Raw genomic sequence first — 7,413 nt, forward strand, 5'->3', positions numbered from 1 at the left:
CGGCCCGAACCGACCGTCGGAGTGAACCACTCGACTGTCCGGCGCGGTGCGCTACGCGGCGGAGTAGGAATAGATGAGCGCATCCCGCTCACTCAAGCGGCGCTCCAATTGGACGATCTCCGACCTAATCGCCGCCATCACAAAGGCCTGATGTTCGTCATCCATTCGGTGCGTAATGCTCGTGACGCTGATCGACGCGAAAGGCTGGCGCGAGCGATCGTGGACGGCCGCGGACAAGGTCGTCACGCCAAGACGCGGGATCGCACGAACCACATGCCCGCGCCTGCGTGCGTCGGCAACCTCCCCTTTCACTTGTTCGAGGGTCTTGTCATGATCGGCGTAAAGATCGGCATTACTTTCGATGACGCCATCCGCATCCTTCTCACGCAGCGACGCGAGGATCGCGAGACTACCGGCGCCGACGCCCATGGGTCGCCGCAGGCCGACATCTGTAACGAAAGCCTTCACCGGGAACGAGCCTGTCGCGCGATCCAGGCACACCATGTCGAGGCCGCTTCGTTTTGAGAAGAACACCGTGTCGCCGGTCTCGTCTGCGATGCGAGCCGTCACTGGCTTGTATAAATCCTGAAAGTCGAAACGCGGCGCTGCCGTGAGACCGAGATCGTAAATGACCGGCCCGAGAAAATAGCGGCGATTGCTTCTCTGTTGCAGAACGAGACCCGACTCGAGCAGCGCCTTCAAGATGCGGTGTGCCGTCGACGGCTCGAGTCCGGTCGCTGTCGCGACATCGGACATTCCGGCTCCGCTCTGATTTCTGGCAGCCAAACATTTGAGGACGAGGATGGTTCGATCGATGCTCTGCGTCCCGCTCATAAAAAATGCTCCAAATATCCATATTATGGATTGTGACGCATTTTTTCTTCCTGTCAATCTTGACGTCATCTGATTTTAACGCAGTAATCAGGGCGTCAACGTAACGTAACTATCCATATTGTGGATAGTCGATCGAAAGAATAATCGATGCTCACAACGACCCCGTCCCGCGTTTCCGCAGGAACCCGTTTCCGTCAGGCGCTGGCCGAAGAATCGCCACTCCAGATCGTCGGAACGATCAACGCGTACACAGCTTTGATGGCGAAGCAGGCGGGCTATCGTGCGATCTATCTCGCCGGCGCCGGCGTCGCCAACGCGTCGCATGGTCTGCCCGATCTCGGCATCACGACGATCAACGATGTGCTAACCGATCTTCGGCGCATCTCGGACGCTTCCGACCTTCCGGTCCTCGTCGATGTCGACACGGGCTTCGGCGGCGCGTTCTCGATCGCACGGCTCGTCCGCGGCCTCATCAAGGATGGCGCGGGCRCCATGCATATGGAGGATCAAGTTGCCCTGAAGCGCTGCGGGCATCGTCCGGGCAAGGAAATCGTCGGCAAGCAGGAAATGATCGATCGCATCAAGGCCGCCGCCGATGCTCGCTACGACGAGGATTTCGTCATCGTGGCGAGAACCGATGCCTTGGCGATCGAGGGTCTGGACGGCGCCATAGAACGTGCGGAAGCCTACATGGAAGCCGGCGCGGACATGATCTTCGCGGAAGCCTTTACCGAGCTGGCTCAGTATCGCCGTCTGGCGGATACGCTGAACCGGCCGCATTCGGTGCTTGCAAACATCACCGAGTTCTCGAAGACGCCRAATTTTACGCTTGACGAACTGCGCGAAGCTGGCGTGTCCGCAGCGCTCTATCCCCTCTCGGCGGCGCGCGCCATGAATGCTGCCGCACTCAACGTCTACAACACCATCCGCAAGGAAAAGACTCAGAAGAGCGTCCTTGGCACGATGCAGACCCGAGAGGAGCTCTACGGCTTCCTCGACTATCACGCCTACGAAAAKAAGATCGACGAGCTTTTCGCCAATCAAAAGGCCAAATGAACTTTCACACTCGGGAGGAAACGAATGAACGCCAAGAGACTTGCTCGCCTCGCCGTCGCCGCTTTTGCGGCGGCGACACTCCAGATCGGATCAGGGTGGGCGCAAACCTACCCGCAGCAGCCGATCCGCTTCGTCGTGCCGTTTTCCAGCGGCGGCGGCACGGATGTGGTTGCCCGAATCTATGCCGATGAATTGACGAAATCGCTGGGACAACCGGTGCTTGTCGACAACCGTCCAGGCGCAGAGGGAATCGTCGGGACCAGTGCTGCCGCCGCCGCAGCGCCCGACGGCTACACGATTCTGCTCGTCCTTCAGGCGACCATGGCGCTCAATCCGAGCTTGTATAAAGCGACGAACTACGATCCGGCGAAGGACTTCACCCCCATCGCGCGGATCTCGGAGGCCCCCTACGTAGTGGTGGTCCATCCCTCGCTCGGCGTGAAATCCCTCGATGAACTCGCCAAGAAAGCAAAAGCCGAGCCGAGCAAGATCAACTACGCGAGCGGAGCATCGGCTGCGTTCCTCGCCTCGGAACTCCTGCAGAAGACGATGGACGTCAAGTTCAGTCACATTCCGTATAAGGGTTCGGGGCCGGCCATCACCGATCTCCTGAGCGGCCGCGTCGGCCTGATGCTCAGCAGCCCGGTGTCGGTGTTGCCGCACATCAAGAGCGGAAAGCTCGTTCCGCTCGCTGTCACGGGACTGCAGCGCTCGCCCTCCTTGCCCGAAATTCCGACTGTCGCCGAACTTGGATATCCGGGTTTCGATGTGGTGGGATGGTACGGCGTCTCCGCGCCACGCGGCACGCCAGCGCCGATTGCAGCGAAGCTGGCAGAGGCTTTCGCCGCCGCAGCCGGCAAACCCGAAGTGCGGGCCAGTCTCGAACGCGCCGGTGTCGATCCGGCGTCGAGCACGCCGCAGCAGTTCTCCAACTATATCGGCAGCGAACTCGAACGTTGGACCGGTCTGATCAAAGAGGCTGGAATCCAACCGCAATAGTACCACGACGAATCGAGCGCGCCGCCGCCTCGCGGCCGCTCACACGCCCTCGTTTCAGGATGAACATCATGCCCCATATGTGGATTGAAAGCTCGGCCAACATCGCCCACGAGCCGGAAATCAAGTCGCTCAAACAACAGGTCTACACAGCCGCTCTCGCAACGGGAATCTTTCCGATCGCCGGGATTCGTGTCCGCCACACGATCATCGAGGACTACATCGTCGGCGATGATCACCCCGACAACGCCTTCGTCCACGTGGTCGTTCGCCTCGGCATCGGCCGCGACGAGGCGACGAAACGGACAGCTGCGGAAAGCATGTTCGCGGCGATACAGGCGCATCTCGAGCCGCTGAGCGGACGCAACCCCTTGGCGGTAGCGTTCGAAATCCAGGAAATGCACCCGGAGTTGAACTTCAAGTTCAACAATCTCCGCGACTACATCGCAAAGCGCCAGTCGGCTGCTTGAGACGGGAGCGGATTCAGCGAGGTGATTGAGTCATGAAAGTAAGCAAAGATCTCGCGTCCGGATTGATGTTCGCCTGCATCGGCTTGGGCACCCTGGCCATTGCGAGCGCATATCCATTCGGATCCGCCTTGAATATGGGACCCGGATATTTCCCGATGATCGTCGGCGGCTTGATTCTGCTCTTCGGTTGTCTGGTATCGATCCAGGCCATTCGCTCGGAGAAATCCGAGCTTGTCGAGCGTCTCAACCTGCGCGCGCTCGTGCTCATCGTTGCCGCGATCTTGAGCTTCGCATTGCTGATCGAGCGGGCTGGTCTGATCGTCGCTGTGTCCGCGCTCATCCTTCTGGGCTGGTATGCCAATCCCCATCGTGAGATCCGCACCCTGCCCTTTCTCCTCGGCATCGGGATCGCCGTTCCCGTCCTCATCTTCCGCTTCGGCCTGAACATGCCGATCAAACTTTGGATGCTGTGATGCTCGATGGTCTCATTCTCGGCTTTCAGGTCGCATTCACGTTCAGCAACCTGGCGTATTGCCTCCTTGGGGTCACGCTCGGCACGTTCATCGGCATGCTTCCGGGCGTCGGCCCGCTTGTGACGATCGCGGTGCTGCTTCCCTTTACATACGGCCTATCGCCGGAAGGGGCGCTCATCATGCTCGCCGGCATCTATTACGGCGCATCATATGGCGGTTCCTCGACGGCGATTCTCGTTAACCTTCCCGGCGAATCTTCGTCGGTCGTCACCTGCCTCGACGGATACGAGATGGCAAAGCAGGGACGCGCGGGTCCCGCCCTCGCCATCGCCGCAATCGGATCCTTCATCGCTGGGTGTATCGGTACTCTCGCGATCGCCCTGTTCGCACCGGCGCTGGGCGATGCGGCATTGCGCTTCGGCGCTGCTGAATACACCTCTCTCATGGTTCTAGCACTCGTCGCAACCGCCGTTCTCGTCCACGGATCGGTCCTCAAGGGCCTCACCATGGCGCTACTCGGCGTRCTGATCGGTTTTGCTGGCATGGACGTGAATTCCGGGCTGCCGCGTTTCACGTTCGGTCTGACGGAAATGATGGACGGCGTGGAGTTCGTCGTCGTTGCCGTCGGCATGTTTGCATTCGCGGAGATCGCCACCAATCTCGAACGGACTGAGAAAAGCGGCGCGACGACGACGAAGGTCGGCAAACTCATGTTGTCGAGAGAGGACATTCGTCAATCGACGATGCCGATCCTGCGTGGCACTGGAATCGGCATGTTCTTCGGGATCCTGCCTGGCGCGGGCACCACCATCAGCTCCTTCGTTTCCTATATCGTCGAGAAACGAATTGCCAAGGACCCGTCGCGCTTCGGAAAGGGCGCCATCGAGGGTGTTGCGGCGCCGGAGGCCGCGAACAACGCGGCGGCGCAGACGTCGTTCATCCCGACTCTCACCCTCGGCGTTCCGGGAAGCGCGACCATGGCGTTGATGCTCGGCGCGCTCATGATCCAGGGGATCACGCCAGGCCCGAACGTCATCACCGAACGGCCCACTCTGTTCTGGGGGCTGATCGTCAGCATGTGGCTCGGCAATCTGCTCCTCCTGATCCTCAATCTCCCGCTCATCCGGCTTTGGACATCGCTGCTCAAGGTGCCCTATTCCTGGCTCTATCCATTGATCCTGGTGCTCTCCTGCTTCGGCATCTACTCGCTCAACAACAGCGCTTTCGATGTGGTGCTGGGTGCGTTGTTCGGTGTGTTCGGCTACATCGCCGTCAAGCTCGATTGCGCGCCGGCGCCGTTCATTCTCGGCCTCGTGCTCGGTCCGATGCTTGAAGAGAACATCAGGCGAGCGCTCCTGATTTCCCACGGCGACCCGAGCACGTTCATCACGAGTCCCATCAGCGCGACTTTCCTGATCTTGGCCGCACTCCTTTTGGTTCTCCTCGCCATCCCGGCTGCGCGGCGAAGGAAGGACTCGATCGACCTCGAAGCCGCATGAAACACCGGCCGGCGAGCGCAAAAGTCTCGCCGGTCTTGCCCCACTCTCAATTATGGGTGTCCCCATGAGCCCTGACGAAAGACTTCGCCGCCTGCGCGGCTCGATCCCGCCTGTCCTGACACCGTTCAAGAACGATGCCGTCGACTATGACGCTTATGCCGATCTCGTGGAGGCACAGATTGTCGGTGGCTCACACGGCATTCTCGTCAATGGCACCACGGCCGAGCCGTCGACGCTGACGACCGACGAGCGAAACCGATTGGTCCAGATCGCAATAGAAGTCGCGCGCGGCCGCGTCCCTGTCGTCGCGGCGACCGGATCRCAATCCCTAGAAGAGAGCCGCGTTCTCACGCGCTCGGCCGCTGAAGCAGGCGCCGATGCACTGTTGATCGTGACGCCATACTACATCCGTCCACCGCAACGGGGATTGATCGCCTATTACATGGCGACGGTCGATGGTCTCGACGTGCCGTGGATGGTCTATCACATCCCAGGGCGGACCGCCGTGTCCGTCACGATCGATACGCTCGCGGAGATGAAGGATCGCTCGCCCCATTTCGTCGGGATGAAGCATGCGGTGAACGATCTCGGGTTTGTGACCGAGGCGCTTCATCGCCTCGGTAACGATTTCCGGATCTTCGTCGGGCTGGAGGAACTAAGCTTTCCGATGATGGCCATCGGCGCATGCGGGCTCATGAACGCCGTCGGTAATCTGCAACCGCGCGTTCTCGCGGACATGTGCGAAGCGGTCTGGCGGAACGACCTTGCCGGGGCGAAGGCACTTCACGACAGGCTTCTGGAAATCAACCAGGCGGTGTTCTTCGACACCAACCCGATCCCCGTCAAATACATGGCGAAGCGCCTCGGCCTACTCGCCCGCAACGAGCACCGCCTTCCCATGGTTCCCGCGACGAGAGAGCTTGAACAGAGGCTCGACCGCGTTCTTTCCGCCGCCGGCTTTTTAAAGTGAGGTCTTCAATGCGTCTGTTGAGTTTCCACGCGGCGGGACGAGACCGCTTTGGCGCAGTCGTCCAAGAAGGCGTGCTCGATCTATCCCAGCGAACCTCATTCTCGGGTGTCCGTGACCTGATCGCTCGCGAGGGCGCGGGTGAAGTCGAACGTCTTTGCCGGACAGCAAAACCGGATTTCCGTCTCGACGAGATCACATTCCATATCCCCGTGACTGATCCCGACAAGATCATCTGTGTCGGCGTGAACTATCCCGATCGGAACGCCGAGTACAAGGACGGCTCGGAGCTTCCCCGTTTCCCGAGTCTGTTTTTACGCACGCGCGGCTCATTCGTGGGCCACGGCCAGCCGATCGTCCTGCCGCCGGAATCGCCGCAACTCGATTATGAGGGCGAGCTCGTGATCGTCATCGGCAAGGGCGGGCGCCGCATCGCGCGTGAGCGGGCTCTCGACCACGTCTTTGGCCTCTCCATCTGCAACGAGGGGAGCGTGCGGGACTGGATGCGGCATGCGAAGTTCAACGTCACGCAGGGAAAGAACTTCCACGCCTCCGGCAGCATCGGCCCATGGATCGACGTGCTTGAGCCACGGTCGGATATGAATGACCTACGCCTTCGAACGTGGGTCAATGACGACCTCCGTCAGGAGGATACCGTCGGTCGCATGATCTTTCCGATCGACTATCTCATCCATTACATTTCCACATTCACGACCCTCCTGCCCGGAGACGTGATCGTCACTGGAACGCCGACAGGGTCCGGCGCCCGTTTCGACCCGCCGCGTTACCTCGTTGCGGGAGATCGCGTCCGCATCGAAATTGACGGGATTGGGCGTCTCGAGAACACCGTCGCGGCGGAAAACTGAGAAGAGAGTCATGAAGATGGGAGCGAAAAAGGGCATCGACGTGACGCTGATCCCCGGCGACGGAATCGGACCGGAGATCACACAAGCGACAGTCGCAGTGTTGAGCGCCCTTGACGCACCCTTCGTTTGGGACGAGCAGCAGGCAGGCATGGCCGCGGTCGAGAGCGGGGGCGATCCACTTCCGGAGGAGACGCTGACAAGCATCCGCCGTCATCGCCTCGCGCTGAAGGGTCCGCTCATGACGCCGCCGGG

The 7,413-nt window shown here is 60.5% G+C and carries 9 protein-coding genes; 8 read left to right on the top strand and 1 reads right to left on the bottom strand.

The genetic code is table 11. The features are described from left to right. Positions 1–51 precede the first annotated feature (51 nt). A complete protein-coding gene (locus tag AC1DT3_RS08520; protein ID WP_477464822.1) occupies positions 52–903 on the bottom strand; it encodes an IclR family transcriptional regulator in 852 nt (283 codons plus the stop codon). A 78-nt stretch (positions 904–981) separates the two neighbouring features. Between AC1DT3_RS08520 and prpB the strand changes: the two genes are divergently transcribed. The 8 genes from prpB to AC1DT3_RS08560 all read left to right on the top strand — a co-directional run. Next, positions 982–1,890: a methylisocitrate lyase gene (gene prpB, locus AC1DT3_RS08525; protein ID WP_477464823.1), complete on the top strand. Its 909-nt coding sequence runs from the start codon at positions 982–984 to the stop codon at positions 1,888–1,890. A gap of 24 nt (positions 1,891–1,914) precedes the next feature. After that, the gene (locus AC1DT3_RS08530; protein ID WP_477464824.1) at positions 1,915–2,889 is read left to right on the top strand and encodes a Bug family tripartite tricarboxylate transporter substrate binding protein; all 975 of its coding nucleotides are present in this window, start codon (positions 1,915–1,917) and stop codon (positions 2,887–2,889) included. A gap of 68 nt (positions 2,890–2,957) precedes the next feature. After that, positions 2,958–3,356, top strand: a complete 399-nt coding sequence (locus tag AC1DT3_RS08535; RefSeq protein ID WP_477464825.1) for a hypothetical protein — start codon at positions 2,958–2,960, stop codon at positions 3,354–3,356. Between the two features lie 32 nt (positions 3,357–3,388). Further along, positions 3,389–3,829, top strand: coding sequence for a tripartite tricarboxylate transporter TctB family protein (locus tag AC1DT3_RS08540; protein WP_477464826.1), 441 nt, complete (start codon positions 3,389–3,391; stop codon positions 3,827–3,829). Then, positions 3,829–5,328, top strand: a complete 1,500-nt coding sequence (locus tag AC1DT3_RS08545) for a tripartite tricarboxylate transporter permease (RefSeq protein WP_477464827.1) — start codon at positions 3,829–3,831, stop codon at positions 5,326–5,328. Before AC1DT3_RS08540 ends, AC1DT3_RS08545 begins: the two co-directional genes overlap by 1 nt. Before the next feature lie 64 nt (positions 5,329–5,392). Next, positions 5,393–6,298 (top strand): 4-hydroxy-tetrahydrodipicolinate synthase, encoded by a 906-nt coding sequence (gene dapA, locus AC1DT3_RS08550; RefSeq protein WP_477464828.1) that lies wholly within the window; start codon positions 5,393–5,395, stop codon positions 6,296–6,298. Between the two features lie 8 nt (positions 6,299–6,306). Beyond that, a complete protein-coding gene (locus AC1DT3_RS08555; RefSeq protein ID WP_477464829.1) occupies positions 6,307–7,161 on the top strand; it encodes a fumarylacetoacetate hydrolase family protein in 855 nt (284 codons plus the stop codon). Between the two features lie 10 nt (positions 7,162–7,171). Then, a partial coding sequence (locus AC1DT3_RS08560) for an isocitrate/isopropylmalate family dehydrogenase (RefSeq protein WP_477464830.1) occupies positions 7,172–7,413 on the top strand: 242 nt, incomplete at its 3' end.

It is taken from the genome of Microvirga sp. P4_G7 (genome assembly GCF_056401005.1).